Raw genomic sequence first — 26,774 nt, 5'->3', positions numbered from 1 at the left:
AAAGGCGGCAAGCGCCGCCTTTTTAATCACTTAGCAGCAAAGACTATGCATTTTTAACCGCATCAGCAATGCGGTGAGCGAATTCATGCACCTGCTCTTCGTACTCGCCTTCAACCATCACGCGAATCAACGGCTCGGTGCCGGATTTACGCAGCAGCACCCGGCCGCGTTTACCCAACGCCGCCTCAACCTCGGCGGTAACCGCTTTGACGCTCTCATGCTCCAGCGGATTGCTGCTGCTATCGGTAAAGCGCACGTTGACCAGAATCTGCGGAAACATCTTCATGCCGCTACACAGATCGTGCAGGCTCATATGGTTACGCACCATCGCGGCAACGACCTGCAGACTTGCAACGATGCCGTCACCGGTGGTCGTCTTATCCAGCAGGATAACGTGGCCGGAGTTTTCGGCGCCAATACGCCAGCCTTTCTCCTGCATTTTCTCCAGCACGTAGCGATCGCCCACTTTTGCGCGAGCAAACGGGATACCCAGCTGTTTGAGCGCCAGCTCCAGCCCCATATTACTCATCAACGTGCCCACGGCGCCGCCGCGCAGCTGGCCCTGACGCAAACCTTCACGGGCAATAATGTAGAGGATCTGGTCGCCGTCAACCTTGTTGCCTTCATGGTCGACCATAATGACGCGGTCACCATCGCCGTCGTAGGCAATCCCCAGATCGGCCTTTTCCGCCAGAACGCGAGCCTGTAGGGCGCGGACGTCGGTAGCACCGACCTCTTCGTTGATATTGAGGCCATTGGGCTCACAGCCCATGGTAATAACCTGTGCGCCGAGCTCGCGGAAGACGTTAGGCGCAATGTGGTAGGTCGCGCCGTGAGCGCAGTCAACCACCACTTTCAGCTCGTTCAGGCTCAGCTCATTCGGGAAGGTGCCTTTGCAGAACTCAATGTAGCGGCCGGCCGCATCGACAATCCGGCTGGCTTTGCCTAATTCCGCAGAGTCGACGCAGGTCAGCTCTTTCTCCATCTCGGCTTCAATCGCCTCTTCGACGTTATCCGGCAGCTTAGTCCCCTCAATAGAGAAGAACTTAATGCCGTTGTCGTAGAAAGGGTTATGCGAGGCTGAAATGACAATCCCGGCCTCGGCGCGGAAAGCGCGGGTCAGATAAGCCACCGCCGGCGTTGGCATTGGGCCAGTGAATGAGGCGGAGAGACCGGCAGCCGCCAGGCCCGCTTCAAGGGCCGACTCCAGCATATAGCCAGAGATGCGGGTATCTTTACCGATAATGATTTTACGCGAACCGTGACGCGCGAGAACTTTTCCTGCAGCCCAGCCCAGCTTAAGCACAAACTCCGGCGTAATTGGTGCATCGCCAACGCGGCCACGGATACCATCGGTGCCAAAATATTTACGGTTACTCATAATGTTTATTTTCCCTTGTAGCCAGAGTGGCTTCCACCACGCGCAGCGCTTCTACCGTTTCTTTGACGTCATGGACGCGAACTATCTGCGCGCCCTGCATCGCCGCAATTACTGCGCAAGCCAGGCTACCGCTGAGGCGCTCTGTCGGCCCAACGTTCAGCAGTTGACCAATCATCGACTTACGCGACATGCCTGCCAACAGCGGGAGACCAAAATGATGGAATTCGCCGAGTCGAGCAAGCAGCTCATAATTATGGGAAAGATTTTTACCGAAACCGAATCCTGGGTCGAGCAACAATTTATCTTTTGCGATCCCAGCCCGCTCGCAGCGCACAATATGCTCCGTGAAAAAACGCGTCACATCGGCGAAAACGTCTTCGTACTTCGGCGCTGCCTGCATGGTTTTAGGCTGTCCCTGCATATGCATCAGGCACACCGGCAGCCCGGTCTCTGCCGCCGCTTCCAGCGCCCCAGGCTCCGTTAGCGAGCGGATATCGTTGATGATATGCGCCCCAACGCGGGCGGCTTCACGGATCACATCAGGCTTCGACGTATCGACCGAGATCCATACTTCAAAACGCTGAGCGATGGCTTCCACAACCGGGATCACGCGCGCCAGCTCTTCCTCAACGCTAACCTCCAGCGCCCCGGGACGCGTCGATTCGCCGCCGATATCAATGATAGTCGCACCGGCATTAATCATCAGATTGGCGTGCTTAACCGCGTCTACCAGCGAATTGTGCGCCCCGCCGTCGGAGAAGGAGTCCGGCGTAACGTTAAGGATACCCATCACATGCGGGTGGGTGAGATCGAGGGTTGAGCCCTGGGCTACAAGTTTCATCACGAGATCCCTGAATCAGGAGAGATTGATAAAAAGAAAAACCCCGGAGCGAACGCCCCAGGGTTTAGATATGCACAACCACATCAACAGCGGCTAACTTATTTGTCGCCTAACTGCTCTGACATCGTGTTACCCGGGTTTGGCGTACGCGGTTCATCAACCGGACGCGGCGCACTCGGGGTGCCGTTATTGCCAGAATTGTTGGCGCCAGGATCTTCCCAGCCGGCCGGCGGGCGAACGTCACGACGTGCCATCAGGTCATCAATCTGCGGTGCATCGATGGTCTCATATTTCATGAGCGCGTCTTTCATCGAATGCAAAATATCCAGATTGTCATTGAGGATCTGACGGGCGCGGTTGTAGTTACGCTCAATCAGTGATTTCACTTCCTGGTCGATGATACGTGCGGTCTCATCGGACATATGCTTCGCTTTCGCTACGCTACGTCCCAGGAATACTTCACCTTCTTCTTCCGCATACAGCAGCGGACCGAGTTTGTCGGAGAAGCCCCACTGAGTCACCATGTTACGCGCCAGGTTAGTTGCAACCTTAATGTCGTTCGACGCGCCGGTAGAAACATGCTCTACGCCGTAGATAATCTCTTCTGCCAGACGACCGCCGTACAGGGTCGAAATCTGGCTTTCCAGCTTCTGACGGCTGGCGCTGATTGCATCGCCTTCCGGCAGGAAGAACGTAACGCCCAGAGCGCGGCCGCGCGGAATAATCGTCACCTTATGCACCGGATCGTGTTCCGGCACCAGGCGGCCAATAATCGCATGTCCTGCTTCGTGGTAAGCGGTCGACTCTTTCTGCGCTTCCGTCATCACCATGGAGCGACGTTCCGCACCCATCATGATTTTGTCTTTTGCCTTTTCGAACTCGACCATCGAGACCACGCGCTTGTTGCCACGGGCAGCAAACAGAGCGGCTTCGTTCACCAGGTTCGCCAGGTCAGCACCGGAGAAGCCCGGGGTACCGCGCGCGATGATTGCCGCGTCGATATCTGGCGACAGCGGAACGCGACGCATGTGAACTTTCAGGATCTGCTCACGACCGCGGACATCCGGCAGACCAACGACGACCTGACGGTCGAAGCGGCCCGGACGCAGCAGCGCAGGGTCCAGAACGTCCGGACGGTTGGTTGCGGCGATAACGATAATACCTTCGTTACCTTCAAAACCATCCATCTCGACCAGCATCTGGTTCAGCGTCTGCTCACGCTCATCGTGGCCACCGCCCAGGCCAGCGCCACGCTGGCGACCGACGGCGTCGATTTCATCGATGAAGATAATGCACGGAGCCGCTTTCTTAGCCTGTTCGAACATGTCGCGCACGCGAGATGCGCCAACGCCGACGAACATTTCTACGAAGTCAGAACCGGAAATTGTGAAGAACGGCACTTTCGCTTCACCGGCGATCGCTTTCGCCAGCAGCGTTTTACCGGTACCCGGAGGGCCGACCATCAGGACGCCTTTCGGGATTTTACCGCCCAGCTTCTGGAAGCGGCTCGGTTCACGCAGGTATTCAACCAGTTCACCGACTTCCTCTTTCGCTTCGTCGCAACCGGCGACATCGGCAAAAGTGGTTTTGATCTGGTCTTCCGTCAGCATACGGGCTTTGCTTTTGCCGAAGGACATCGCGCCCTTTCCGCCGCCGCCCTGCATTTGCCGCATAAAGAAGATCCAGACGCCGATCAGCAACAGCATCGGGAACCAGGAAATGAAGATGGAAGCCAGCAGGCTCGGCTCTTCCGGCGGTTCGCCAACCACTTTGACGTTTTTCGTCAACAGGTTATCGAGCAGCTTCGGATCGTTAACCGGAATGTAAGTCGTGTAACGGTTACTATCTTTCTTGGTAACGTTGATCTCACGTCCGTTGATACGCGCTTCGCGAACCTGGTCCTGGTTGACCTCTTGCAGGAAGGTTGAATAATCCACCTTACGGCCATTAGACTCGCTGGGCCCAAAGCTCTGGAATACTGACATCAGCACGACGGCAATGACCAGCCAGAGTATTAGGTTTTTCGCCATGTCACTCAAGGGATTAACCTCTTATTACAACTGTGTTAAAAACAGCGTCAGGATACTCTATATCCAGTTTCTTTCAAACTTTCGTTTGAAATCTACCGGTTATGGTTTACGCCCGGTCGCTACAATGTACACTTCACGCGAACGAGCACGGGAAGAGTCCGGCTTACGAACTTTGACCTTCGTAAACAGGGAGCGAATTTCTCTTAGATACTCATCGAAGCCTTCGCCCTGGAACACCTTAACTACAAAACTACCACCTGGCGCTAATACATCACGAGCCATTCCGAGCGCCAGCTCCACCAAATACATGGCCCGGGGGATATCCACCGCCGGTGTTCCGCACATGTTTGGCGCCATATCGGACATGACAACTTGTACTTTACTGTCACCTACGCGCTCAAGTAACGCTTTCAGGACTAATTCATCACGAAAGTCGCCCTGAAGGAAGTCCACACCAACGATTGGATCCATCGGTAAAAGATCGCAAGCGATGATGCGGCCGCTGTTGCCGATCTGCGTGACCGCATATTGCGACCAGCCTCCGGGTGCAGCACCGAGGTCAACAATCGTCATCCCCGGTTTAAAAATCTTGTCACTCTGCTGTATTTCATCAAGTTTAAACCAGGCTCGGGAACGTAACCCCTTTTTCTGTGCCTGGAGAACATATTTATCGCTAAAGTGTTCCTGAAGCCAGCGGCTGGAACTGGCAGAACGCTTTTTACCTGTCATTTAACATTCCCGTTTCGGGTTCATCATACTTTGCGACGTAAAAATCGGCACTGTAGTTTGGCGATATATGGGAGATGGCGGTAGAATGAACCGTTTTCAATCCCAACGTAAGCAAAAAAATACGATGAATCTGAGTACTAAACAAAAACAGCACCTGAAAGGTCTGGCACATCCGCTCAAGCCGGTAGTTATGCTTGGCAATAATGGTTTGACCGAAGGGGTACTGGCCGAGATCGAACAAGCGTTAGAGCACCATGAGCTCATCAAGGTGAAAATCGCCTCGGAAGACCGCGAGACTAAAACCCTGATCGTGGAAGCTATCGTACGCGAAACCGGCGCCTGTAACGTACAGGTCATCGGTAAAACGCTGGTCCTGTATCGCCCATCTAAAGAGCGTAAAATCTCGCTGCCACGCTAAGAATATCCTGAATCCCGACACAACATTGTGTAAAACGAGGGATTTCTGCGGGTAGACGAGCAAAATGCCATGCTCCGGACGTTGATAAAAGGCCGCTATGCGGCCTTTTTCCTTTCTTTACAATCCATCAACAGCGTAGCGGGAAATGCGAATTAAAGGTACTCAACCTTGATAATTTCGTATTCAACTTCGCCGCCTGGCGTGCGGATTGTCACCACATCATCCTGCTCTTTACCGATCAGCCCGCGAGCGATCGGGGAGTTCACGGAGATAAGATTCTGCTTAAAATCCGCTTCGTCGTCGCCGACGATGCGATAAGACTGCTCTTCGTCGGTATCGACGTTCAGAACGCTCACGGTCGAACCAAAAATCACGCGGCCGTTGTTCGGCATTTTGGTGATATCGATAACCTGCGCATTGGACAGCTTGGCCTCAATATCTTTAATACGACCTTCACAGAAACCCTGCTGCTCGCGGGCCGCATGGTACTCAGCGTTCTCTTTGAGATCGCCATGCTCACGGGCGTCGGCGATGGCGGCAATGATTTCAGGGCGACGTACGGATTTCAGAAAATCCAGCTCTTCGCGTAGTTTTTCAGCGCCACGTAAGGTCATCGGAATAGCTTGCATTTGTTATACCTCTTTATCATTCCTTCATGGAACGGATATCACCGTTCCGCAACCTGCCAGGCAAAAAGCAGGACAGGAGCAAAAAGAAAACCGACCCGGGAAACATTCCCCAGGTCAGCAGCAATTTTCAATTTGATACGTATTTTACCCTGAAGTTCACTATGGGTCATCGTTTACTTTACAGGGCGTTGCACCGTAGTATGACGGCTTGGTTTCAGGTTGTTAGCGCGAGATTATGCGATTTTCCAGATTTATCATCGGATTGACTGCCGGCATTGCGCTTAGCGCTCAGGCGGCGAACATTGACGAGTACATCAATCAGCTTCCTGCGGGTGCCAACCTCGCCTTTATGGCGCAAAAGGTTGGCTCCCCGACACCGGAGATAGACCTTCACAGCCAGCAAATGGCGCTACCGGCCAGTACTCAGAAGGTGATCACCGCGCTGGCCGCCCTGCTCCAGCTGGGGCCAGATTTTCGTTTTACCACCACTCTGGAAACCAAAGGCACCCTCGACGGCGGCGTGCTGAAAGGCGATCTGATTGCCCGTTTTGGCGGCGATCCTACGCTCAGGCGGCAGGATATTCGCAATATGGTGGCCACGCTCAAGAAGGCCGGCGTCCAGCGGATCGAAGGGAACGTGCTGATCGATACCTCGGTCTTCGCCAGCTATGACAAAGCGCCGGGCTGGCCGTGGAACGATTTGACGCAGTGCTTTAGCGCCCCGCCGGCGGCGGCGATCGTCGATCGTAACTGTTTCTCGATCTCGCTGTACAGCGCGCAGAAACCCGGCGATCTGGCGTTTATTCGCGTCGCTTCGTATTACCCGGTCACCATGTTCAGCCAGGTCCGCACGCTGGCCCGCGGCTCTGCGGAAGCCCAGTACTGCGAGCTCGATGTGGTTCCCGGCGATCTTAACCGCTACACCCTGACCGGCTGTCTGCCGCAGCGTAGCGAACCGCTGCCGCTGGCTTTTGCCATTCAGGACGGCGCCAGCTATGCCGGGGTGATCCTGAAGTCTGAATTGACCCAGGCCGGCATCACCTACAGTGGGACCCTGCTGCGCCAAACCCTGGCCAACGATCCGGGGACCGTGCTGGCGACCACCCAGTCGGCGCCGCTGCACGATCTCCTGCGCATCATGCTGAAAAAATCAGACAACATGATTGCCGATACCGTATTTCGCACCATTGGCCACGCGCGTCTCGGCGTGCCGGGCACCTGGCGCGCGGGTTCCGACGCGGTACGCCAAATCCTGCGTCAGCAGGCTGGCGTCGATCTGGGCAATACGATTATCGCCGACGGTTCCGGCCTGTCGCGGCACAACCTGATTGCCCCCGCCACGATGATGCAGGTGCTGCAATATATCGCCCAGCACGATAATGAGCTCAACTTCATCTCGATGCTGCCGCTCGCCGGCCATGACGGGTCGCTGCAGTATCGTGCTGGCCTGCATCAGGCGGGCGTGGATGGTAAAGTTTCCGCGAAGACCGGTTCCCTGCAGGGGGTCTATAATCTGGCGGGCTTCATCACCACCGCCAGCGGGCAGAAAGTCGCCTTCGTGCAGTATCTATCCGGCTATGCGGTACCGCCAGCCGATCAGCGTAATCGCCGAATTCCGCTGGTGCGCTTCGAGAGCCGGCTGTATAAGGATTTGTACCATAATAACTAATGCAAAAGGGCCGCATCAAATGCGGCCCTTTTTGTGTGGTCCGGCTATGTTCCCCGCCCGGCATTACGCGGCGGGGAGCGCCGGCAAAGCAGAATTAACGCTTGTAGATGAACTCAACGCCTTCTTCGTCGTCTTCGTCCCAGTCGTCATCCCAGTCTTCGTCATCTTCCGCGTCGAGCTCGGCGCTTTCGAGCTGCTCTCGATGGTAGTCATCCCACATAAACTCGACTTTTTCAGCCGGCTTATCTTCCTGCGCGTGCACGATGGGGTTTTCGATGATAAAGGTCATCACGTCCCAGCACAGGTCTTTCACGCCCTGCTGGCTCGCCGCAGAAATCAGGTAGAACTTATCATCCCAGCCCAGCGCTTCGGCGATGGCTTTGGCCTTCGCTTCGGCTTGCGCTTTATCCATCAGGTCGATCTTGTTGAAGACCAGCCAGCGTGGTTTCGACGCCAAATCCTCGCTGTATTTTTCCAGCTCACCGATGATAACGCGCGCATTCTCTACCGGATCGGAGCCGTCGATCGGCTCAATATCGATCAGGTGCAGCAACACACGGCAGCGCTCAAGGTGCTTGAGGAAGCGAATACCGAGGCCTGCGCCTTCAGCGGCGCCTTCAATCAGCCCCGGAATATCCGCCACGACGAAGCTCTTCTCGTTATCCATACGTACAACGCCGAGGCTAGGAACCAGCGTGGTGAACGGATAATCGGCGACTTTCGGCTTCGCGGCAGAAACGGCGCGAATGAAGGTAGATTTACCGGCATTCGGCATCCCCAGCATCCCCACGTCTGCCAGCAGCATCAGCTCAAGCTGCAGGTCGCGCTTATCGCCCGGCGTACCCATCGTTTTCTGACGCGGGGTACGGTTGACGGACGATTTGAAGCGGGTGTTGCCCAGACCGTGCCAGCCGCCTTTAGCGACCATCAGACGCTGACCGTGTTTGGTCATATCGCCCATGGTCTCGCCGGTGCCCTGATCGATAACGCGGGTCCCTACGGGCACCTTCACCGAGACGTCTTTACCACGCTTGCCGGTACAGTCGCGGCTTTGCCCGTTCTGCCCGCGTTCAGCGCGAAAAGCTTTCTCAAAACGGTAGTCGATCAGGGTGTTCAGGTTCTCGTCCGCTTCCAGCCACACGTCGCCGCCGTCGCCGCCGTCGCCGCCGTCAGGGCCGCCTCTCGGGATATATTTTTCACGGCGGAAGCTCACGCAACCGTTGCCGCCATCACCTGCTACGACCAGGATCGTTGCTTCATCAACAAACTTCATTTTACTCTCCGTAAATCATTCGCCTGAGCGGGGGACTACTACAACCGCTTCATTTTTACGCCAGCGTCCCCAAAGACGATGACCAATGGCGGAAAACATCGCGCCCGCAACCACGACAAACGCACCGAGATAACCCAACAGGTTTAACATCGGTTTGACGAAGAAATCGGGCCAGGCAATTGATAATAAATCTGAAAATAACAGCGTAAACAGCGGAGTTAGCGTAATTAAAGCGCTCACCTGCGCTGCCTGCCAGCGCGCCATCGCTTCCGCGAGTGCGCCATAACCTACCAGCGTGTTCAAACCACAAAAGATCAGGCACGCCAGCTGCCAGTCGCTTAGCTGGGATATCACAGCCGGCTTTGCCAACGGCAGCAATGCAATCGTACATAAAGTGTACAGCAAAAACAGAATTTGCTGTGACGCCAGACGACGCAATAATACCTTTTGCGCGACGCCGTAGCTCACCCACACCGTCGCTGCCGCCACGCCAAAGATCACGCCCCAGGTGTAATCCGTCAGGCGGGTAAAAATCTCTATCAGGCTGGTGTTGAAGAACATCACCAGCCCGCAGAGCAGCATTATCGCGCCGATAATCTGGGTCCCGCGCATCTTCTCCTTAAGGATGAAGACGCTGGCGACCATCATGCCGACAGGAGACAGTTGGCCAATCACCTGCGAGGCCGTCGGGCTTAAATATTGCAACGACGAGCTGAACAGAACGAAGTTGCCGAACAGACCGCCCGTCGCGATAGCCAGTACGATGAGCCAGCGAGGCTTGCGGAAAATACGCAGCGGCGGCAGCTTGCCTTTAATCGCCAGGATCAATCCGAGGCCAATACTCGCCATTAAAAAGCGATAGAACACCACCGTTGGCGGCTCCATCACTTCCAGAACCTGCTTCATTGCGATGGGCAGCGCACCCCAGCACATTGCGGTGGTGAGCGCCAAAACAATACCTATGCCGGCCTGCTGCTTCATGCCCGTTTTACCTGCGGAAAATTTTCCGGACTTCTAATGTAAAAAGCCCCGCAACACGTTGCGGGGCTTTAATCCGTTACCGGACCTCGAAAACCTTACTCAGCAACGATGCTGATATATTTACGGTTGTTCGGGCCTTTAACTTCAAATTTCACTTTACCGTCTGCTTTAGCAAACAGAGTGTGGTCACGACCGCAACCTACGTTGTTACCAGCGTGGAATTTAGTGCCACGCTGACGAACGATGATGCTACCCGCCAGAACGGTTTCGCCACCGAAACGCTTAACGCCCAGGCGTTTAGCTTCTGAGTCGCGACCGTTACGAGTTGAGCCGCCAGCCTTTTTATGTGCCATTTAAATCTCTCCTCAGGTCTTAGGCGCTGATGCCAGTAATTTTCACATCAGTGAACCACTGACGATGGCCCTGCTGTTTACGGTAGTGTTTACGACGACGAAACTTAACGATTTTAACTTTCTCGCCACGACCGTGAGCAACAACTTCAGCTTTGATGACGCCGCCCTCAACGAAAGGAACGCCGATCTTGATTTCTTCACCGTTTGCGACCATCAGCACTTCAGCGAACTCAACAGCTTCGCCAGTTGCGATGTCCAGCTTTTCCAGGCGAATGGTCTGACCTTCGCTTACTCGGTGTTGTTTACCACCACTTTGGAAAACCGCGTACATATAAAACTCCGCTTCCGCGCACCTCTTAATGTGATTTAGAGTGCGCTATAAATATTCACAATAGGGCGCGAATATTACGCAAAAGGCGAGCCTTTGACAAGAGCGATCGTCGCTCAACGCAGAAAAAAAACACAACTTTCACGCTAACGTTTATCTATGCCATTTTTTCAGTACAATCATAGCTTCTTTTAATTCTATCTTAATCCTGCTGTGAACCCACCTGGATTCGCGGTAGCAGGACATGTGGCCCGGCTTTTGCGATGAATTTAGAAAAAATCAATGAGTTAACCGCGCAAGATATGGCGGGTGTCAATGCGGCAATCCTTGAGCAACTCGACTCAGATGTTCAGCTTATCAATCAGTTAGGCTATTACATCGTCAGCGGAGGCGGTAAACGTATTCGCCCGATGATCGCAGTCCTCGCGGCGCGCGCCGTCGGTTACCAGGGAAACGCCCACGTCACCATTGCCGCGCTGATCGAATTTATCCATACCGCAACCCTGCTTCATGATGACGTCGTTGATGAGTCGGATATGCGTCGTGGTAAAGCCACGGCCAATGCGGCTTTTGGCAACGCAGCCAGCGTACTGGTTGGTGATTTTATCTATACCCGCTCTTTCCAGATGATGACCAGCCTCGGTTCGCTGAAGGTGCTGGAAGTCATGTCGAAAGCCGTTAACGTGATTGCCGAAGGTGAAGTCCTGCAGCTGATGAACGTTAACGACCCGGACATCACGGAAGAAAACTATATGCGGGTGATTTACAGCAAAACGGCCCGACTGTTCGAGGCTGCCGCCCAGTGCTCCGGGATTCTGGCCGGCTGTACCGAGGAAGAGGAGCGGGCATTACAGGATTACGGCCGCTACCTGGGCACCGCTTTCCAGCTGATCGATGATTTGCTGGACTACAGCTCCGACGGCGAGCGTCTTGGTAAAAACGTGGGCGATGACCTGAACGAAGGTAAACCTACTCTGCCGCTACTGCATGCGATGCGCCACGGCACTGCTCAGCAGTCCGCCATGATTCGAGGTGCAATCGAGCAGGGTAACGGGCGTCACCTGCTGGCGGCCGTTCTGGAGGCTATGGCCGCCTGTGGTTCGCTGGAATGGACGCAAAAACGCGCGGAAGAAGAAGCCGATAAGGCGATTGCCGCGCTTCAGGTTTTACCCGACTCGCCGTGGCGCGAAGCGCTCATCGGCCTTGCGCGCATCTCCGTACAGCGCGATCGCTAATCGCTCTTGCACTCCTTCCCGCGCCTCGCGCGGGAAAGTTCCAGTAAAATCCCATCCTGTTAAATACCGCCCTATACCTTGATGAATTCTGAATATTCGATCTATTTACTGGAACTTATTAGAACCTTAATAAACCAGGGGTATAGTGAGCCTGTCGTCCACTTGGGGCGATCTGGAATCTTACCACCAGGAGAATTTATGGATAAGTTCAACGATTGGCACCCGGCCGATATTATCGCCGGATTACGCAAAAAAGGAACGTCGCTGGCGGCGGAGTCCCGGCGCAACGGCTTGAGCTCCTCTACCCTGGCCAATGCGCTAACCCGGCCGTGGCCGAAAGGCGAACTGATTATTGCTAACGCGCTGGGAACCACGCCCTGGACTATTTGGCCATCACGCTACCATGACCCGATTAGCCATCGGTTTATCGACAGGACGCAGATGATACGCCAAAAGAAAAGTGAGAAGTGAATCGAGGTAATACAGGATGCAGCCCCCGGACGGACGTCAGGGGGCTGCTACAGCAGATTTACTCGCCTTTTACGCGTTCAATATTCGCGCCCAGCGCCTGCAGCTTATCTTCAATACGCTCGTATCCACGGTCGATGTGATAGATACGATCGACAATCGTGGTGCCTTCTGCAATACAGCCCGCCAGCACCAGGCTTGCCGATGCGCGCAGGTCGGTCGCCATCACCTGAGCCCCGGAGAGCTGGGTCACGCCGTGGCAGATTGCCGTATTGCTTTCGATTTCCGCGTGCGCGCCCATGCGGATCAGCTCCGGAATGTGCATAAAGCGGTTTTCGAAAATGGTTTCGGTAATCACGCCGGTGCCTTCCGCCACCAGGTTGAGCAACGTAAACTGCGCCTGCATGTCGGTCGGGAACCCCGGGTGCGGCGCGGTACGTACGTTGACCGCCTTCGGACGATCGCCGTGCATATCAAGGCTAATCCAGTCTTCGCCGGTCTCAATATCGGCGCCCGCGTCGCGCAGCTTGGCCAGCACGGCGTCGAGGGTATCGGGCTGCGCGTTGCGGCAGACGATTTTACCGCCGGAGATTGCCGCCGCGACCAGGAAGGTCCCGGTTTCGATGCGGTCCGGCAGAACGCGGTATACGCCGCCGCCCAGACGCTCTACGCCCTCAATGGTGATACGGTCAGAACCCTGGCCCTTAATTTTCGCGCCCAGCGCAACGAGGAAATTGGCGGTATCGACGATTTCCGGCTCACGCGCGGCGTTTTCGATAACGGTAGTGCCTTCCGCCAGCGTCGCGGCGCTCATAATGGTGACGGTCGCGCCAACGCTGACCTTATCTATGACGATATGCGCGCCCTTGAGGCGTCCATTGACCGACGCCTTAACGTAGCCCTCTTCCAGCTTGATTTCAGCGCCCAGCTGCTCCAGGCCGGTAATATGCAGGTCAACCGGACGCGCGCCGATCGCACAGCCGCCCGGCAGCGAAACCTGGCCCTGGCCAAAGCGTGCCACCAGCGGTCCCAGCGCCCAGATAGAGGCGCGCATGGTTTTGACTAAATCGTACGGAGCACAGAAGACGTCAACCGGGCCAGCATCAATCCATACGGAACCATTACGCTCAACTTTGGCGCCGAGCTGGCTCAGCAGCTTCATCGTGGTATCGATATCTTTCAGCTTCGGTACATTCTGGATCTCAACCGGCTCTTCTGCCAGCAGTGCGGCAAAGAGGATTGGCAGAGCGGCGTTTTTCGCACCGGAGATGGTGACTTCGCCCTGGAGACGAGTCGGACCCTGAACACGGAATTTATCCATTGATTCTGTTCTCTGTTAAGAATTCATATACGCTGCAGGGAGCATCCCTACAGCTTAAAAGCCATTTAGCTTGCGATCGCGAGCCCACTCCTGCGGGGTATACGCCTTGATCGACAGAGCATGGATGCGGTTGTCGGCAATATATTCCATCAGCGGGGCGTAGATAGTCTGCTGCTTCTTCACCCGACTCATGCCGTCGAACAGCTCGCCCACAGCAATAACCTGAAAGTGACTGCCATCGCCAGAGACGTGGACTTCCTGGAGGGAGAGTGCGTTCATCAGCACGGTCTGAATTTCATGATTTTCCATGGGTTCAAATTTTATCTGGTAGTGAAAATAGCCCAACATCTTAGAGGAAAGTGGCGCGGTCTTAAACAAGCAAAAAGCCCCACCGAAAATATTGATGAGGCTTTGCGGATAGCGCCAGTGGTAACACTCTGAAAAATTATGGGATCATATCGGCAGGAAGGTTGTAAAGACCGACCAGCGTTTGCAAATTATCGCTCTTGCCGATCAGCTGTGCCTCTCTGCCCTGGCGACGAATCAGCGCCACGAAGTGCACCAGTAGCGCCAGGCCCGCGGTATCGACCCGGGTGACCGCGTTCAGGTCGATCGTCGATACGCCCGCGGTCGCCTGCGCACGCTCTTCCCAGAGCGGGACCAGCAGCTCCTGGTCCAGCTCCCCCTGCAGCGCCAGGCGGTCGCCGCTGCGGCTCCAGCTCAGCTGCCCGCTCATTATTTTTTCTGTTCCAGGGTGATCGGCTGCGCGGAGATCGATTTCAGCTGCGCGGTCAGGCCGTCAACGCCTTTCGTACGCAGCAGATCGCTCCACTCGTTCTGCTTGGTGGTGATCATGCTCACCCCTTCGGCAATCATATCGTAAGCCTGCCAGTTGCCGGTCTGGGTGTTTTTACGCCACTGGAAGTCCAGGCGCACCGGCGGACGACCGTTAGGATCGACTATCGTCACGCGGATAGGCACGATAGTCGCATCGCCCAGCGGCTGCTCCGGCGCGATTTGATAGGTCTGACCGTGGTACAGCGCCAGCGCCTGGCCGTATGCCTGCTTCAGATATTCGCGGAAGGCGGTAAAGTAGGCCTCACGCTGTGCCGGGGTCGCATCTTTGTAATAGCGGCCCAGCACCAGCGCGCCGGCATACTTCACCTGCACGTACGGCATCAGCTCCTGGTCGACGATTTCGCGCAGATAGTTCGGGTTAGCCTGAATCTTCGGCTGCTCGTTTTTCAGGCGGTCGAAGGTTTTCTGCGCGGCTTCATTCATCAACTTGTACGGATTGGACTGATCCGCTGCGGTCGCAGCAGTCAATGGCGCAATCGCCAGCATGGCGATCATCAGTAAGCGTTTAAACATATCGGGTCTCTCCTGAATTAGTGCGTCGTTGCGGCAGGCTGCGCTGCGTCAGTATGACTTTCCTGGGCGGCCGGATCATCGCCAGAATTCTTATTGTCGCTGCCTTTACTGTTGTAAAGGAACTGGCCAATCAGATCTTCCAGCACCATGGCAGATTTGGTGTCCTGAATCGTCCCGCCATCCTTAAGGATAGATGTCCCCAGATCCGGGTCTTCAAAACCCATATTCAGCGCCAGGTACTGCTCGCCCAGCAGGCCTGAAGTACGAATGGCCAGCGAGCTGGAGTCAGGGATATGGTTGTAGCTCTCATCGATATCGATGGCCACCCGCGGCAGGTACGTTTTTGGATCGAGGGTAATATCCGCCACCCGGCCGACGACCACGCCGCCAATGCGTACCGGCGACCGCGCCTTCAGGCCGCCGATATTGTCGAACGTCGCGTAAAGACGATACGTCGGCTCGGTCCGCAGAGAGGTCACGTTCGCGGCCTTCAGGCATATAAACAGCGCTGCCAGCAGCGCCGCCAGTAAAAATACGCCTACCCAGATTTCACTTTTTTTCGTTTGCATGAACTCAATTCCCAAACATCAGCGCAGTCAGCACAAAATCCAGCCCCAGAACCGCCAGCGACGAATGCACCACGGTGCGCGTCGTTGCCCGGCTAATCCCTGCGGAAGTGGGGATGGCGTCATAACCGTTAAATAACGCCACCCATGTCACCGTAATGGCGAAAACCAGACTCTTAATCAGGCAGTTAACCAAATCCATTCGCCAGTCGACGGCATTTTGCATCGCGGTCCAGAAAAAGCCGCCGTCGATACCTTTCCAGTTAACGCCAACCAGCGAACCGCCCCAGATCCCCACCGCGACGAAAATAACCGTCAGCAGCGGCAGTGAGATAACGCCAGCCCAGAAGCGCGGCGATATTACGCGACGCAGAGGATCGACGGCCATCATCTCCATGCTCGAAAGCTGCTCGGTCGCACGCATCAGCCCTATTTCAGCGGTCAGCGCCGAACCGGCGCGCCCGGCAAACAGCAGCGCGGCAACCACCGGCCCCAGCTCGCGCAGCAGAGACAGCGCCACCAGCATACCAAGACTGGTTTCTGCGCTGTAGGTGGTCAATACCAGATACCCCTGCAGGCCGAGCACCATGCCGATGAACAGCCCCGACACGATGATGATCAGCATCGACAGCACGCCAACGTTGTATAGCTGGCGCACCAGCAGCGGCGCGTGCTTGCGAAACTCCGGCTTGCCGACGACGGCGTTGAAAAGCATTAACCCGGCACGCCCAAAGGCCGCGGTGGTTTTAATCCCCCGATGCCCAAGCGATGCCAGCATATTTAGCAGCATCAGTCGGTTAACTCCCTATGCCTAATAAATCATGCTGATAGTCGCCTGCCGGATAGCGGAACGGCACCGGGCCGTCGGCGATACCATCAATAAACTGACGAACCCGAGGGTCGGCATTTTCCCGCAGTGAGCGGGCGCTGCCGTGGGCGACGATTTTCTTATCGGCCACAATATATGCGTAGTCCGCAATACTGAGCACTTCCGGTACGTCGTGCGATACCACGATGCAGGTCACGCCGAGGGTGCTGTTGAGTTCAGAAATCAGCTTCACCAGCACGCCCATGGTAATGGGATCCTGGCCGACAAACGGCTCGTCGAACATGATGAGATCCGGCTCCAGCGCGATAGCCCTTGCCAGAGCTGCACGGCGGGCCATACCGCCGGATAGCTCAGAAGGCATCAGCATTGCCGCTCCGCGCAGGCCGACGGCCTCAAGCTTCATCATCACGGTGGTATGCAGCAACGCTTCGGGTAGATGCGTATGCTCACGCAGCGGATAGGCCACGTTATTAAAGACGTTCATATCGGTGAACAGCGCGCCGGACTGAAACAGCATGCTCATGCGCTTACGTACGGTATACAGGCGCGAACGCGACATCTGCGGCACGTTTTCGCCATCAAACAGGATCTCGCCGCTGTCCGGAGGGATCTGACCGCCGATCAGGCGCAGCAGGGTCGTTTTACCGATTCCCGATGGCCCCATGATCGCCGTGATCTTACCGCGCGGTACCGACAGCGAGATATCATCAAAGATCGCGCGATCGCCCCGAGAGAAGCTGATACCGCGTACTTCGACTAAATTCGCCAGAGTTTGGCTCATAAAATCATCCTTACAAAACATCCCTCAGGCTAAGCATGGTGCTTTCTTTCACCATAAACCCAACATTTTTACAGAATCTTACCTGCACGGGTTAGCGAAAGCTGGCATTTGTTTTACTTTTGACAAACATAAAGTCAAAATTAAGAATTCGTTACGCTGCGTACGGACGATCAGCGAGGCGACGATTATACCTGAAGAAAGGACTTTAGATGCTCTTAGCGACGGCTCTGTTAATAATTGGTTTACTGCTGGTAGTCTACAGCGCCGATCGTCTGGTCTACGCCGCTTCAATACTGTGCCGCATGATAGGGATCCCGCCGTTGATCATTGGTATGACGGTGGTAAGCATCGGCACCAGCCTGCCCGAGATCATCGTCTCCGCGGCCGCCTCTCTGCACGGGCAGACCGATCTGGCCATCGGCACGGCGATCGGTTCCAACATCGCCAATATCTTATTAATTCTTGGCTTCGCCGCCTTACTCCATCCATTTACCGTACATTCTGATATCCTGCGCCGCGAACTGCCGCTAATGTTGCTGGTCAGCCTGCTCGCGAGCTTTGTCCTGTATGACGGACAGCTCTCGCGCATGGACGGTCTTTTTTTACTGGCGCTCGCCATACTGTGGCTGCTGTTCACGGTAAAAATAGCCCGCATCGCCGAGCGTAAGGGTAATGATAGCCTGACCCGGGAACAAATTGCGGAGCTGCCGCGAGAAGGCTCGCTTCCCGTCGCCCTGCTGTGGCTGGGGGTAGCGCTGATTGTCATGCCGATGGCGACCCGCATGGTGGTGGATAATGCGACCGTGCTGGCGAACTACTTCGCCATCAGCGAACTGACCGTCGGCCTCACGGTGGTCGCCATCGGCACCAGCCTGCCGGAGCTGGCAACGGCGATTGCTGGCGCGCGTAAAGGGGAAGATGATATCGCCATCGGAAATATCATTGGCGCCAATATCCTGAATATTGTGCTGGTTCTCGGTCTGCCGGCGCTGATCGCCCCGGGATCCTTCGCCCCCGAAGCGTTTACGCGCGACTATGCCGTCATGATGCTGGTCAGCGTCGTTTTCGCTCTGCTGTGCTGGCGCCGTAAGCGGCAGCCCGGCCGACTCGCCGGGGCGCTGCTGGTCGGCGGTTTTGTGGTTTGGTTGGCGATGCTGTACTGGGCAGCACCGCTCTTTGGTGAATGAATCGGGATACCATTATGTCGCAAACAGATTTGCCAACGGATTTTGACTTTCAACGGGCAGGCCGCGAGGTGCTGGAAATTGAACGTGAAGGTCTGGCTCAGCTCGATCAATACATTAATGAAGATTTTACGCGCGCCTGCGAAACGATTTTCCGCTGCGCCGGCAAAGTAGTGGTCATGGGGATGGGCAAGTCCGGGCACATCGGGCGTAAAATGGCGGCCACCTTCGCCAGCACCGGTACGCCGTCGTTCTTCGTTCATCCCGGCGAGGCGGCCCACGGCGATTTAGGCATGGTCACGCCGCAGGACGTCATTATCGCCCTGTCGAACTCCGGCGAGTCGAACGAAATATTAGCGCTGATTCCGGTGCTAAAACGGCAGCGGGTGCCGCTGATCTGCATCACCAGCCGTGTGGAAAGCAGCATGGCGCGCGCGGCGGATATCCACCTGTGCGTGAAGGTGCTGAAAGAAGCCTGTCCGCTGGGCCTGGCCCCGACGTCAAGCACCACCGCGGCGCTGGTGATGGGCGATGCGCTGGCGGTCGCGCTGCTGGAAGCGCGCGGCTTTACCGCCGAAGATTTCGCGTTGTCGCACCCCGGCGGCGCGCTGGGCCGCAAGCTGCTGCTGCGGGTCAATGATATCATGCACACCGGCGATGAAATCCCGCACGTTACTCTGCAGGCCACGCTGCGCGACGCGCTGCTGGAAATCACGCGTAAAAATTTAGGCATGACCGCTGTCTGCGACGATGAGATGAACATCATCGGTATTTTCACCGACGGCGATCTGCGCCGGGTGTTCGATTCCGGGGTCGATATGCGTAATGCCGGCATCGCCGAGGTCATGACGCCGGGTGGGATTCGCATCCGCCCCGGCACCCTGGCGGTCGATGCGCTAAATCTGATGCAAGCCCGTCATATCACCTGCGTATTAGTTGCCGATGGCGACCGTCTGTTGGGTGTGGTACATATGCACGATCTCCTGCGCGCAGGCGTAGTGTAAGTAAGGATAAAATAATGAATAATGCTGATGCTCTGCTGGCGACCTGCTACGGACCGGTAAGCCCTGAATTTCTCCAGCGCGCGGCGAAGATCCGGTTACTGATCCTCGACGTTGACGGCGTGCTTTCCGACGGTCTTATCTATATGGGCAACAACGGCGAAGAGCTGAAGGCGTTCAACGTACGCGATGGTTACGGGATCCGCTGCGCGCTGACTTCAGGTATTGAAGTGGCGATTATTACCGGGCGAAACGCTAAACTGGTAGAAGATCGCTGTCAGACGTTAGGCATTACGCATCTGTATCAGGGGCAGTCCGATAAGCTGCTGGCCTTCCGTGAGCTATTAAGCAAGCTGGCGGTCCGTGCGGACGAAGTGGCCTATATTGGCGATGACCTGATCGACTGGCCGGTAATGGCTGAGACAGGCTTAAGCGTTGCCGTAGCGGATGCGCACCCGCTGCTGCTTCCACGCGCAGACTATGTTACCCGCATCAACGGCGGGCGCGGAGCGGTACGCGAGGTCTGCGATTTGTTACTATTGGCGCAGGGCAAGCTGGATGAGGCCAAAGGGCAATCAATATGAGTAAAACCAGACGTTGGGTTATCATTTTACTGTCGCTGGTCGCGCTGATCCTGATCGGCCTTAACCTGGCGGGTACGGACGATAGCGCTCAGCAGGAGGTCAATCCTGATGACCCAACCTATACCAGCGAGCATACCGATACCGTCGTTTACAGTCCGGAAGGGGCGCTTAACTATCGCCTTATCGCCGAACACGTCGCGTATTTTTCTGCGCAAGAGCTGTCGTGGTTCACTCAGCCGGTGATGACCACCTTTGATACCAACAAAGTCCCAAGCTGGTCAATCAAAGCGGATAAAGCCAAACTGACCAAAGATCGTATGCTGTATCTTTATGGGCACGTTGAGGTGAATGCGCTAAGCCCTGACTCTCAACTGCGCAAAATTACGACGGATAACGCCCAGATAAACCTGGTAACGCAGGATGTTACCTCCGATGACATGGTGACGTTGTACGGGACAACATTTAATTCCAGTGGCCTAAAAATGCGCGGCAACCTGCGCAGCAAAAATGCCGAGCTGATTGAAAAGGTTAGAACCTCTTATGAAATTCAGAACAAACAAACTCAGCCTTAAAATTGCGCTCGCCAGCGCCATACTGGCCGTCAGCCTGCCGGCACTGGCAAAGACCGGCGACACCGATCAGCCGATTCATATCGAATCCGATCAGCAGTCGCTGGATATGCAGGGCAATGTTGTCACCTTTACCGGTAATGTCGTCGTGACCCAGGGCACCATCAAGATCAATGCCGATAAGGTCGTGGTCACGCGCCCCGGCGGCGAGCGGGGTAAAGAGGTGATCGACGGCTACGGCAATCCGGCAACCTTCTTCCAGATGCAGGATAACGGCAAGCCGGTTAAAGGCCGCGCGTCGAAAATGCATTATGAACTGCAAAATGACTTCGTCGTGCTGACCGGCAATGCGCATCTGGAACAGATCGATAGCAATATCCAGGGAGACAAAATCACCTATCTGGTGAAAGAGCAGAAAATGCAGGCGTTCAGCAACAAAGGCGGGCGCGTGACTACGGTTCTGGTTCCTTCGCAGCTGCAGGACAAAGGCACCGCTCAGCCAAAGAAAGGTAAGTAATTCGTTATGGCAACATTAACTGCAAAGAATCTCGCCAAAGCTTATAAAGGCCGCCGCGTGGTGGAAGACGTCAGTCTGACCGTCAACTCCGGTGAGATTGTCGGCCTGCTCGGCCCGAACGGCGCCGGCAAAACCACCACCTTCTACATGGTAGTCGGCATTGTCCCGCGCGATGCCGGTAATATTATCATCGACGATGAAGACATCAGCCTGCTGCCGCTGCACGCGCGCGCGCGCCGGGGCATCGGCTACCTGCCGCAGGAGGCCTCGATTTTCCGTCGTCTGAGCGTCTACGACAACCTGATGGCGGTGCTGCAGATCCGTGACGATCTGAGCAGCGAACAGCGCGAGGATCGCGCGAAAGAGCTGATGGAAGAGTTTCACATCGAGCACCTGCGCGACAGCCTCGGTCAGGCGCTTTCCGGCGGTGAACGCCGCCGCGTTGAAATTGCCCGCGCGCTGGCCGCCAACCCTAAATTTATCCTTCTGGATGAACCCTTTGCCGGCGTTGACCCCATTTCGGTTATCGATATCAAACGCATCATCGAGCATCTGCGCGACAGCGGTCTTGGCGTGCTGATCACCGACCATAACGTCAGGGAAACCCTGGCGGTCTGCGAACGGGCTTATATCGTCAGCCAGGGGCATCTCATTGCTCACGGCACCCCACAGCAAATCCTTGAAGACGAGCAGGTTAAGCGCGTGTATCTTGGGGAAGACTTCAGACTCTGATAGGGTAGAAGTTACAGACGTTTTAGCCGGAGATATTAGCCCTGAATATGAAGCAAGGTTTGCAATTAAGGCTAAGCCAACAGCTTGCCATGACGCCGCAACTGCAGCAGGCCATTCGTTTACTGCAGCTGTCCACGTTAGAACTCCAGCAGGAACTCCAGCAGGCGCTGGAGAGCAATCCATTGCTTGAGCAAACCGATCTTCACGATGAGGTAGAAACCAAAGAGGTCGAGGACCGCGAATCGCTGGATACCGTAGACGCTCTTGAACAAAAAGATATGCCGGAGGAGCTGCCGCTCGACGCCAGCTGGGATGAGATCTACACCGCCGGCACGCCGTCGGGCAACGGCGTCGATTACCAGGACGACGAGCTGCCTATCTATCAAGGCGAAACGACCCAGAGCCTGCAGGATTACCTGATGTGGCAGGTGGAGCTGACGCCGTTCACCGATACCGACCGCGCGATCGCCACCTCGATCGTCGATGCCGTTGATGACACCGGTTACCTCACTATTCGCCTGGAAGATATTGTCGAGAGCATCGGCGATGACGAAATCAGCCTCGAAGAAGTGGAAGCGGTACTCAAGCGCATCCAGCGTTTCGACCCGGTTGGCGTGGCGGCAAAAGATCTGCGCGACTGCCTGCTGGTTCAGCTTTCCCAATACGCCAAAGAGACGCCGTGGCTGGAAGAAGCCCGGCTTATCATCAGCGATCATCTCGACCTGCTCGCCAACCACGACTTTCGCTCTCTGATGCGCGTTACGCGGCTGAAAGAGGAGGTGCTGAAAGAAGCGGTTAATCTGATCCAGTCGTTAGATCCGCGCCCGGGTCAATCGATCCAAACTAATGAACCGGAATACGTGATCCCCGATGTGCTGGTGCGCAAGGTCAGCGATCGCTGGGTGGTAGAACTCAATTCCGATAGCATCCCGCGCCTGAAAATTAACCAGCACTACGCCGCAATGGGCAACAGCACGCGCAACGACGCGGACAGCCAGTTTATCCGCAGTAACCTGCAGGAAGCCCGCTGGCTGATAAAAAGCCTGGAAAGCCGCAACGATACGCTGCTGCGCGTCAGCCGCTGCATCGTCGAACAGCAGCAGGCCTTCTTTGAGCAGGGCGAAGAGTTTATGAAGCCGATGGTGCTGGCGGATATCGCTCAGGCCGTCGAAATGCATGAATCGACGATTTCCCGCGTGACCACGCAAAAGTACCTGCACAGCCCGCGCGGAATTTTTGAACTGAAGTATTTCTTCTCCAGCCACGTGAATACCGAAGGCGGCGGCGAGGCATCGTCGACCGCCATTCGCGCGCTGGTGAAGAAGCTAATCGCCGCGGAGAACCCCGCGAAGCCGTTGAGTGACAGTAAGCTCACCACCATCCTGTCCGAACAGGGTATCATGGTGGCGCGCCGCACCGTCGCTAAGTACCGAGAGTCTTTATCCATTCCGCCGTCTAACCAGCGTAAGCAGCTGGTGTGACCCAACCGATAAGGAAGACACTATGCAGCTCAACATTACAGGACACAACGTCGAAATCACCCCGGCACTGCGCGAATTCGTCAACGCGAAGTTCAGCAAGCTGGAGCAGTTTTTCGACAGGATCAATCAGGTCTATATTGTGTTAAAAGTAGAGAAGGTGACGCAAATTGCGGACGCCAATCTGCATGTCAACGGTGGCGAAATCCATGCCAGTGCGGAAGGGCAGGATATGTATGCCGCTATCGATGGCCTCATCGATAAGCTGGCACGACAGTTAACAAAACATAAAGATAAACTAAAACAACACTAATTGTCCGGGCGACCGCCCCTGCCAGCCGCCGGATAGTGTCGGCAGCTGGCAGAGAGCGAGCTCAGGTGAAATTATGATGAACAACGATTCCGCTCTACAACTGAGCAATGTCCTTAACCAGGAATGCACCCGCAGCCAGGTTCACTGCCAGAGCAAGAAGCGCGCGCTGGAGATCATCAGCGAGCTGGCGGCAAAGCAGCTAGGTCTGCCCTCCCAGGTGGTATTCGAAGCGATCCTCACCCGTGAGAAAATGGGCAGTACCGGAATTGGCAACGGCATCGCCATTCCGCACGGCAAGCTTGAAGAGGATACGCTGCGCGCCGTTGGCGTTTTTGTGCAGCTGGAGACGCCGATCGCCTTTGATGCGATCGACAACCAGCCTGTCGATCTGCTATTTGCGCTTCTGGTGCCGGCCGATCAGACAAAAACCCATCTGCATACGCTGTCGCTGGTGGCAAAACGGCTGGCGGATAAAACGATTTGCCGCCGCCTGCGCGCCGCGCAAAGCGACGAAGAGCTGTATGAGATTATCACCGAAGCAGGAAGCAGCGATGACGCATAACGGGAGCGATTGCCTCCCCTTTATCGTACTGAGGAGAAACGGTACATGGTACTGATGATCGTCAGCGGCCGCTCAGGATCGGGGAAATCCGTCGCCCTGCGGGCGCTGGAAGATATGGGCTTCTACTGCGTAGATAACCTGCCGGTAGTGCTGCTGCCCGAACTGGCGAGATCGCTGGCCGACAGAAACATTTCCGCCGCCGTCAGCATCGACGTGCGCAACATGCCGGAGTCGCCGGAAATCTTCGAACAGGCGATGAAGAACCTGCCTGAGGCGTTTTCTCCTCAGCTGCTGTTCCTTGATGCCGATCGCAATACGCTGATTCGTCGCTACAGCGACACGCGCCGCCTGCACCCGCTGTCGAGTAAAAACCTCTCCCTTGAGAGCGCAATCGACGAAGAGAGCGCGCTGCTGGAGCCGCTGCGCTCCCGCGCCGACCTTATCGTCGACACCTCAGAAATGTCGGTGCACGAGCTGGCAGAAATGCTGCGTACGCGCCTGCTGGGCAAACGCGAGCGCGAGCTGACCATGGTCTTTGAGTCCTTTGGCTTTAAGCACGGCATTCCGATCGACGCCGACTACGTCTTCGACGTGCGCTTCCTGCCTAACCCGCACTGGGACCCCAAGCTGCGGCCGATGACCGGCCTCGATAAGCCCGTCGCCGCCTTCCTCGACCGGCATACGGAAGTTCACAACTTTATTTACCAGACCCGCAGCTATCTTGAGCTATGGTTACCCATGCTGGAGACCAATAACCGCAGCTATCTGACGGTCGCTATCGGTTGTACCGGCGGTAAACATCGTTCGGTCTATATCGCCGAACAACTGGCTGACTACTTCCGCTCGCGCGGTAAGAACGTGCAGTCGCGTCACCGGACGCTGGAAAAACGCAAATCATGACCGTAAAGCAGAGCGTTGAGATCACCAACAAGCTGGGCATGCACGCGCGCCCGGCGATGAAGCTGTTCGAGCTGATGCAAAATTTCGATGCTGAAGTGCTGCTGCGCAACGATGAAGGCACGGAGGCGGAAGCCAATAGCGTGATTGCTCTGCTGATGCTCGACTCCGCGAAGGGTCGGCAAATTGAGATTGAGGCCAGCGGTCCGCAGGAAGTCGAAGCGCTGGCCGCGGTTATTGCGCTGTTTAACGCCGGTTTTGACGAAGACTAGCGCCGGGGTTATTCCCCCGGTCGCGCGATGCTTACCGGGGTACCACAACCGCCGACACCATTAATACAGCCTGTTCTCCCGCATAAACCCTTCCCCGCCGAGCTGCCGCATCTGGCGTAAGATCCACGCCTGCCTGCTGCGAACATAGCCCGACGGCGCATCCGCGCGAAAGCGGATCGGATTAGGCAACACGGCGGCCAGCAGCGCCGCCTCCGCCGGCGTTAACTGGCTCGCCGGCTTGTGGAAGTAGCGCTGCGACGCGGCTTCAACGCCAAACGTCCCCTCGCCAAATTCGGCGATATTCAGATACACGGTGAGGATGCGTTTTTTACTCCATACCGTTTCAATCCCGACCGTCAGTCCGGCCTCCAGCCCTTTGCGCAGCCAGCTGCGCCCATCCCATAAAAACAGGTTTTTGGCCGTCTGCTGCGACAGGGTCGAGGCGCCGCGCACGCGGTTTTCATGGCGCTCATTGTGCGCCAGCGCTTTTTCAATCGCCGGCACGTCAAAGCCCCAGTGGTCGGGGAATTTTTGATCCTCAGCCGCCATCACCGCCAGCCCCATCCACGGCGATATCTCATCCATCCCCACCCAATCGGAGTGGGCGACATAGTGAAAATTGCCGCTCAGCCAGGCGCCAACCTGCCGTTCCAGCATTACCGCCGAGAAGGGCACCGGCAGTACGCTAAACAGCGCGATGCCGCCGCCCCAGAAGACGGCAGCCACCAGCAACACGCGCAGCAGCCCACGCTTTACCATCCGCAGCGGCGAAAAGCGGGTCTTCATGCCGTGAGAACCAGCACGCGCGCCACCAGTTTCTCAATCCCGCTCGCCGCTTCGGCGATATTCTGCGCCAGCATATAGGCCGGCGTGGTGACAACTTTATTCTCTTCATCAACCACAATGTCATCCACCGGACAGGGCACATGCTCGGCCCCCATATCCTCCAGCGCTTCGGCGGTGTCCAGATCGGTGCCAATGGTAACCCGCAGCGGGGCGGGCAGGATTTTTGGCAGCAGCGCCGGCGCGATGCAGATAAAGCCCAGCGGTTTAGCGGCCCGATGCATGGCCTGCGTCAGCGCCTTCAGCTCGTCGTCAACGCGACATTCACCGCCCTGCGAAGCAAAGCTGCTGAGATTTTTCGCGGCGCCAAATCCGCCGGGAACAATCAGCGCATCGAGATCATCAGCCCGGGCGGCGGACAGAGGCTGGATCTCACCGCGGGCGATACGCGCGGCTTCAATCAGCACGTTGCGGCTTTCGGGCAGAAGCTCGCCGGTCAGATGGTTGATAACATCCGTTTGCGCCTTATCAGGCGCAAAGCACACCGCCTGGGCGCCGCCACGGGCAATCGCCAGCAGGGTAATCACCGCCTCATGAATTTCCGTGCCGTCATAGACACCGCAGCCGCTTAATACGACACCTATCTTTTTCATCACCCCTGCTCCTTAGTGCAAATTCG

Annotated in this window: 33 protein-coding genes; 15 read left to right on the top strand and 18 right to left on the bottom strand. The window is 56.2% G+C overall.

What is annotated here, in order from left to right:
• Nucleotides 1–43: 43 nt before the first annotated feature.
• The 4 genes from glmM to rlmE all read right to left on the bottom strand — a co-directional run bounded on the left by glmM (nucleotide 44) and on the right by rlmE (nucleotide 4,981).
• Nucleotides 44–1,381 (bottom strand): phosphoglucosamine mutase, encoded by a 1,338-nt coding sequence (gene glmM, locus AC1M2H_RS02825; protein ID WP_480150195.1) that lies wholly within the window; start codon nucleotides 1,379–1,381, stop codon nucleotides 44–46.
• On the bottom strand, nucleotides 1,374–2,222 hold the full coding sequence (gene folP / locus AC1M2H_RS02820) for a dihydropteroate synthase (protein ID WP_480150194.1): 849 nt from the start codon (nucleotides 2,220–2,222) through the stop codon (nucleotides 1,374–1,376). Before folP ends, glmM begins: the two co-directional genes overlap by 8 nt.
• A 98-nt stretch (nucleotides 2,223–2,320) precedes the next feature.
• Complete coding sequence (gene ftsH, locus AC1M2H_RS02815) at nucleotides 2,321–4,252, bottom strand: ATP-dependent zinc metalloprotease FtsH (RefSeq protein ID WP_480150193.1); 1,932 nt, start codon at nucleotides 4,250–4,252, stop codon at nucleotides 2,321–2,323.
• Nucleotides 4,253–4,351: 99 nt separating this feature from the next.
• Nucleotides 4,352–4,981 (bottom strand): 23S rRNA (uridine(2552)-2'-O)-methyltransferase RlmE, encoded by a 630-nt coding sequence (gene rlmE / locus AC1M2H_RS02810; RefSeq protein WP_095099894.1) that lies wholly within the window; start codon nucleotides 4,979–4,981, stop codon nucleotides 4,352–4,354.
• A gap of 124 nt (nucleotides 4,982–5,105) precedes the next feature.
• Between rlmE and yhbY the strand changes: the two genes are divergently transcribed.
• Nucleotides 5,106–5,399, top strand: a complete 294-nt coding sequence (yhbY, locus tag AC1M2H_RS02805) for a ribosome assembly RNA-binding protein YhbY (protein ID WP_095099897.1) — start codon at nucleotides 5,106–5,108, stop codon at nucleotides 5,397–5,399.
• 152 nt (nucleotides 5,400–5,551) lie between these two features.
• Here yhbY and greA read toward each other — a convergent pair whose 3' ends face one another.
• A complete protein-coding gene (greA, locus tag AC1M2H_RS02800; protein WP_480150192.1) occupies nucleotides 5,552–6,028 on the bottom strand; it encodes a transcription elongation factor GreA in 477 nt (158 codons plus the stop codon).
• Nucleotides 6,029–6,263: 235 nt separating this feature from the next.
• Between greA and dacB the strand changes: the two genes are divergently transcribed.
• Nucleotides 6,264–7,697, top strand: a complete 1,434-nt coding sequence (dacB, locus tag AC1M2H_RS02795; RefSeq protein WP_480150191.1) for a serine-type D-Ala-D-Ala carboxypeptidase — start codon at nucleotides 6,264–6,266, stop codon at nucleotides 7,695–7,697.
• Nucleotides 7,698–7,791: 94 nt separating this feature from the next.
• On the opposite strand, the gene cgtA is transcribed toward dacB, so the two are convergent.
• The 4 genes from cgtA to rplU form a co-directional block, all read right to left on the bottom strand.
• Nucleotides 7,792–8,970, bottom strand: coding sequence for an Obg family GTPase CgtA (gene cgtA, locus AC1M2H_RS02790; protein WP_480150190.1), 1,179 nt, complete (start codon nucleotides 8,968–8,970; stop codon nucleotides 7,792–7,794).
• A 15-nt stretch (nucleotides 8,971–8,985) separates the two neighbouring features.
• Entirely contained in the window at nucleotides 8,986–9,951 is a 966-nt protein-coding gene (locus AC1M2H_RS02785) for a DMT family transporter (RefSeq protein ID WP_480150189.1), read from the bottom strand.
• Nucleotides 9,952–10,046: 95 nt separating this feature from the next.
• Nucleotides 10,047–10,304 (bottom strand): 50S ribosomal protein L27, encoded by a 258-nt coding sequence (rpmA, locus tag AC1M2H_RS02780; RefSeq protein ID WP_007673187.1) that lies wholly within the window; start codon nucleotides 10,302–10,304, stop codon nucleotides 10,047–10,049.
• A 19-nt stretch (nucleotides 10,305–10,323) separates the two neighbouring features.
• Nucleotides 10,324–10,635 carry a 50S ribosomal protein L21 gene (gene rplU, locus AC1M2H_RS02775; protein WP_041147407.1) on the bottom strand — a complete coding sequence of 104 codons (312 nt, stop codon included), beginning with the start codon at nucleotides 10,633–10,635 and terminating at the stop codon, nucleotides 10,324–10,326.
• 260 nt (nucleotides 10,636–10,895) lie between these two features.
• Between rplU and ispB the strand changes: the two genes are divergently transcribed.
• Both ispB and sfsB read left to right on the top strand, forming a co-directional pair.
• Nucleotides 10,896–11,867, top strand: coding sequence for an octaprenyl diphosphate synthase (gene ispB / locus AC1M2H_RS02770; protein ID WP_480150188.1), 972 nt, complete (start codon nucleotides 10,896–10,898; stop codon nucleotides 11,865–11,867).
• 198 nt (nucleotides 11,868–12,065) lie between these two features.
• The gene (gene sfsB, locus AC1M2H_RS02765; RefSeq protein ID WP_480150187.1) at nucleotides 12,066–12,338 is read left to right on the top strand and encodes a DNA-binding transcriptional regulator SfsB; all 273 of its coding nucleotides are present in this window, start codon (nucleotides 12,066–12,068) and stop codon (nucleotides 12,336–12,338) included.
• Nucleotides 12,339–12,396: 58 nt separating this feature from the next.
• Here the strand turns inward: sfsB and murA are convergent, their stop codons facing one another.
• From murA to mlaF, 7 genes are all read right to left on the bottom strand, one after another.
• Entirely contained in the window at nucleotides 12,397–13,656 is a 1,260-nt protein-coding gene (gene murA, locus AC1M2H_RS02760; protein ID WP_480150186.1) for a UDP-N-acetylglucosamine 1-carboxyvinyltransferase, read from the bottom strand.
• Between the two features lie 54 nt (nucleotides 13,657–13,710).
• Nucleotides 13,711–13,965: a BolA family iron metabolism protein IbaG gene (ibaG, locus tag AC1M2H_RS02755; RefSeq protein WP_041147411.1), complete on the bottom strand. Its 255-nt coding sequence runs from the start codon at nucleotides 13,963–13,965 to the stop codon at nucleotides 13,711–13,713.
• A 136-nt stretch (nucleotides 13,966–14,101) separates the two neighbouring features.
• Entirely contained in the window at nucleotides 14,102–14,392 is a 291-nt protein-coding gene (mlaB, locus tag AC1M2H_RS02750; RefSeq protein ID WP_480150185.1) for a lipid asymmetry maintenance protein MlaB, read from the bottom strand.
• Nucleotides 14,392–15,027, bottom strand: coding sequence for a phospholipid-binding protein MlaC (gene mlaC / locus AC1M2H_RS02745; protein ID WP_464415104.1), 636 nt, complete (start codon nucleotides 15,025–15,027; stop codon nucleotides 14,392–14,394). Before mlaC ends, mlaB begins: the two co-directional genes overlap by 1 nt.
• A 17-nt stretch (nucleotides 15,028–15,044) precedes the next feature.
• Nucleotides 15,045–15,596, bottom strand: a complete 552-nt coding sequence (gene mlaD, locus AC1M2H_RS02740; protein WP_480150184.1) for an outer membrane lipid asymmetry maintenance protein MlaD — start codon at nucleotides 15,594–15,596, stop codon at nucleotides 15,045–15,047.
• Nucleotides 15,597–15,600: 4 nt separating this feature from the next.
• Nucleotides 15,601–16,383: a lipid asymmetry maintenance ABC transporter permease subunit MlaE gene (gene mlaE, locus AC1M2H_RS02735; protein ID WP_480150183.1), complete on the bottom strand. Its 783-nt coding sequence runs from the start codon at nucleotides 16,381–16,383 to the stop codon at nucleotides 15,601–15,603.
• Between the two features lie 7 nt (nucleotides 16,384–16,390).
• Nucleotides 16,391–17,203: a phospholipid ABC transporter ATP-binding protein MlaF gene (mlaF, locus tag AC1M2H_RS02730; RefSeq protein WP_095099923.1), complete on the bottom strand. Its 813-nt coding sequence runs from the start codon at nucleotides 17,201–17,203 to the stop codon at nucleotides 16,391–16,393.
• Between the two features lie 209 nt (nucleotides 17,204–17,412).
• On the opposite strand from mlaF, the gene AC1M2H_RS02725 reads away from it, so the two are divergent.
• The 11 genes from AC1M2H_RS02725 (at nucleotide 17,413) to npr (ending at nucleotide 25,312) form a co-directional block, all read left to right on the top strand.
• Nucleotides 17,413–18,390 (top strand): calcium/sodium antiporter, encoded by a 978-nt coding sequence (locus AC1M2H_RS02725; protein ID WP_480150182.1) that lies wholly within the window; start codon nucleotides 17,413–17,415, stop codon nucleotides 18,388–18,390.
• Nucleotides 18,387–19,391: an arabinose-5-phosphate isomerase KdsD gene (kdsD, locus tag AC1M2H_RS02720; protein WP_480150181.1), complete on the top strand. Its 1,005-nt coding sequence runs from the start codon at nucleotides 18,387–18,389 to the stop codon at nucleotides 19,389–19,391. The genes AC1M2H_RS02725 and kdsD overlap by 4 nt, the downstream gene beginning before the upstream one ends.
• A 14-nt stretch (nucleotides 19,392–19,405) precedes the next feature.
• On the top strand, nucleotides 19,406–19,972 hold the full coding sequence (gene kdsC / locus AC1M2H_RS02715) for a 3-deoxy-manno-octulosonate-8-phosphatase KdsC (RefSeq protein WP_426812281.1): 567 nt from the start codon (nucleotides 19,406–19,408) through the stop codon (nucleotides 19,970–19,972).
• Nucleotides 19,969–20,544 (top strand): LPS export ABC transporter periplasmic protein LptC, encoded by a 576-nt coding sequence (gene lptC, locus AC1M2H_RS02710; RefSeq protein ID WP_480150180.1) that lies wholly within the window; start codon nucleotides 19,969–19,971, stop codon nucleotides 20,542–20,544. Before kdsC ends, lptC begins: the two co-directional genes overlap by 4 nt.
• Nucleotides 20,513–21,058, top strand: coding sequence for a lipopolysaccharide ABC transporter substrate-binding protein LptA (gene lptA, locus AC1M2H_RS02705; RefSeq protein WP_426812279.1), 546 nt, complete (start codon nucleotides 20,513–20,515; stop codon nucleotides 21,056–21,058). The genes lptC and lptA overlap by 32 nt, the downstream gene beginning before the upstream one ends.
• Before the next feature lie 6 nt (nucleotides 21,059–21,064).
• Nucleotides 21,065–21,790, top strand: coding sequence for an LPS export ABC transporter ATP-binding protein (lptB, locus tag AC1M2H_RS02700; protein ID WP_004206203.1), 726 nt, complete (start codon nucleotides 21,065–21,067; stop codon nucleotides 21,788–21,790).
• A 47-nt stretch (nucleotides 21,791–21,837) separates the two neighbouring features.
• On the top strand, nucleotides 21,838–23,271 hold the full coding sequence (gene rpoN / locus AC1M2H_RS02695) for an RNA polymerase factor sigma-54 (RefSeq protein WP_480150179.1): 1,434 nt from the start codon (nucleotides 21,838–21,840) through the stop codon (nucleotides 23,269–23,271).
• Between the two features lie 22 nt (nucleotides 23,272–23,293).
• Nucleotides 23,294–23,581 carry a ribosome hibernation promoting factor gene (hpf, locus tag AC1M2H_RS02690; protein ID WP_004868168.1) on the top strand — a complete coding sequence of 96 codons (288 nt, stop codon included), beginning with the start codon at nucleotides 23,294–23,296 and terminating at the stop codon, nucleotides 23,579–23,581.
• A 73-nt stretch (nucleotides 23,582–23,654) separates the two neighbouring features.
• Nucleotides 23,655–24,143, top strand: a complete 489-nt coding sequence (gene ptsN / locus AC1M2H_RS02685) for a PTS IIA-like nitrogen regulatory protein PtsN (RefSeq protein ID WP_041147421.1) — start codon at nucleotides 23,655–23,657, stop codon at nucleotides 24,141–24,143.
• Between the two features lie 45 nt (nucleotides 24,144–24,188).
• Nucleotides 24,189–25,043, top strand: coding sequence for an RNase adapter RapZ (rapZ, locus tag AC1M2H_RS02680; protein ID WP_004868172.1), 855 nt, complete (start codon nucleotides 24,189–24,191; stop codon nucleotides 25,041–25,043).
• Nucleotides 25,040–25,312 (top strand): PTS phosphocarrier protein NPr, encoded by a 273-nt coding sequence (gene npr / locus AC1M2H_RS02675; protein WP_041147423.1) that lies wholly within the window; start codon nucleotides 25,040–25,042, stop codon nucleotides 25,310–25,312. Before rapZ ends, npr begins: the two co-directional genes overlap by 4 nt.
• Before the next feature lie 60 nt (nucleotides 25,313–25,372).
• Here npr and mtgA read toward each other — a convergent pair whose 3' ends face one another.
• A complete protein-coding gene (gene mtgA, locus AC1M2H_RS02670; protein ID WP_480150178.1) occupies nucleotides 25,373–26,098 on the bottom strand; it encodes a monofunctional biosynthetic peptidoglycan transglycosylase in 726 nt (241 codons plus the stop codon).
• Nucleotides 26,095–26,748 (bottom strand): isoprenoid biosynthesis glyoxalase ElbB, encoded by a 654-nt coding sequence (gene elbB / locus AC1M2H_RS02665; protein WP_480150177.1) that lies wholly within the window; start codon nucleotides 26,746–26,748, stop codon nucleotides 26,095–26,097. Before elbB ends, mtgA begins: the two co-directional genes overlap by 4 nt.
• Nucleotides 26,749–26,774 lie beyond the last annotated feature (26 nt).

The organism is Klebsiella sp. F11 (assembly GCF_056712265.1).
The sequence above is the reverse complement of the archived record's forward strand: the minus strand, read 5'-3'. Positions and strand labels throughout refer to the sequence as shown.